This is a genomic window from Bacteroides sp. RTP31139st1_H2_RTP31139_211217 (assembly GCF_040227615.1).
Classification (GTDB): Bacteria; Bacteroidota; Bacteroidia; order Bacteroidales; family Bacteroidaceae; genus Bacteroides; species Bacteroides uniformis.
In genome coordinates this window covers 1-1,442 of the sequence record NZ_JBCNZM010000342.1, presented here as the reverse complement: position 1 = coordinate 1,442, position 1,442 = coordinate 1, and the positions used below count along the sequence as shown (strand labels likewise).

General features: G+C 36.5%; 2 protein-coding genes. Both read right to left on the bottom strand.

Going from position 1 to position 1,442, the window contains the following annotated elements:
• Window positions 1-121: 121 nt before the first annotated feature.
• Window positions 122-871: a hypothetical protein gene (locus tag ABUA47_RS24775; RefSeq protein ID WP_065421038.1), complete on the bottom strand. Its 750-nt coding sequence runs from the start codon at window positions 869-871 to the stop codon at window positions 122-124.
• A 12-nt stretch (window positions 872-883) separates the two neighbouring features.
• A partial coding sequence (locus tag ABUA47_RS24770) for an RHS repeat-associated core domain-containing protein (RefSeq protein WP_349832291.1) occupies window positions 884-1,442 on the bottom strand: 559 nt, incomplete at its 5' end.

Below are 1,442 nucleotides of genomic sequence, written 5' to 3'. Positions count from 1 at the left end.
GACACGCCGGCGTCGGAGTTCGCCTTGACGCCTTCCGAGATACCCTTGACCTGCGCGCCTACGCCGGTCTTTAGGTTTGCACTTACGCTGTCGAAATATCCTACGTCCGCCATAATATATTTTATTCCCAGAATTTATCAAACTGGATATAATTACCGAACCAAAACTTAAATGCTTCTCGGTTTATACCATCCGAAGGTGTCCAAAAATCAACAGGATATTCCCAGTCTGAATTGTGTGACTTTTTAGGAGCAAGCCCTAAGTTTACATACTCATGGAATGGACTTTTGTGTTGTGCCGTCTCCAATATTCCGCAAAAGCCCAATGTTTGTAGAAGACATTGGGTCTGAGTTTTATTTGTATCAAATAATTGAATCTTATTAATTCTTTTGACGATATCCTTTTTTAATGTTTCTTGAGATGAGGCATCTACAAGGCTCATCATAATTTCATTAAAAATATGAGCATCAGTACAGCTTGGCTCTATTGCATTATTTGCCAATTTATTAAACTCAGTCAGTAGTACAATGCAAAATTCAAGACTAAAAGCTGGAATTCCTCCAGCATTGGAAGCTATCTCTAAATAAAAATTATAATCTTCATTTTCAAATCCAGCCCATGAATCTATATTGCAGATTTTACAAGGATCATCACGAAATCTATTAACTTCATTAGAACTGACAAAGTGATGTCTTGGGAATGTACGCGTTATTGCGAATGCTGGTAAAAAACTTCGCCATAACATATTACCAGTAGAAAGGCTTGACAAAAAAAATGAAACTATTTTATTTTTTTTGTTAATACATTTATCATACTGGATAAACAGTTCTTCAATCATTTTGTCATGAAGGCAAGTATATTGTTGATTCATAAAATGTAATTTTTAACCGTAACTATTCTTTTTAGTAGCTCTATATTCCTCAAATGTTTTCCTTTCTCCATTTGCGATGCGATCAGAAAGAGACATTTTTTTAAGTTTTTTCTCTGCACTACGCATGTACAATTTGCCCTTCTCACTATTTTTATCCCTAATTCCGTTTATTTTATTTCCTCGGACATTGTCACTTCGATATCCTAACAACGATACTGAAGAATTATCTATACCAACTTGTTCTATTCCTCTCACTATCAATCTATCTGTACCTTTTTTTGTTATTTGTACAATAGTATCACCTTCACCGAACCTTGGTCCATCAGTTCCCTTTGTTCCTGCATGCCTTCTTGCCACATCATTTATGTTAGCATTATCTGATGCTCTTCCAGAATAATACACCTCACCTTTAGAATTAATAAGAACATAGTTCCAATCAAGTCCATATAAATCTATAATCAAGTTCGTGTCGCTGACGTAGCCATACAGGTTGAGTATTCCGCCAGCCAGTCCAATCGGATCTTGCGAGACATACATGCCCATCTTCGGCGAGTAGTACCTGAACCTGTTG

Excerpts from the sequence above, each read along its gene's own strand:
- ABUA47_RS24775 (WP_065421038.1), bottom strand. The coding sequence starts at position 871 with ATGAATCAACAATATACTTGCCTTCATGACAAAATGATTGAAGAACTG.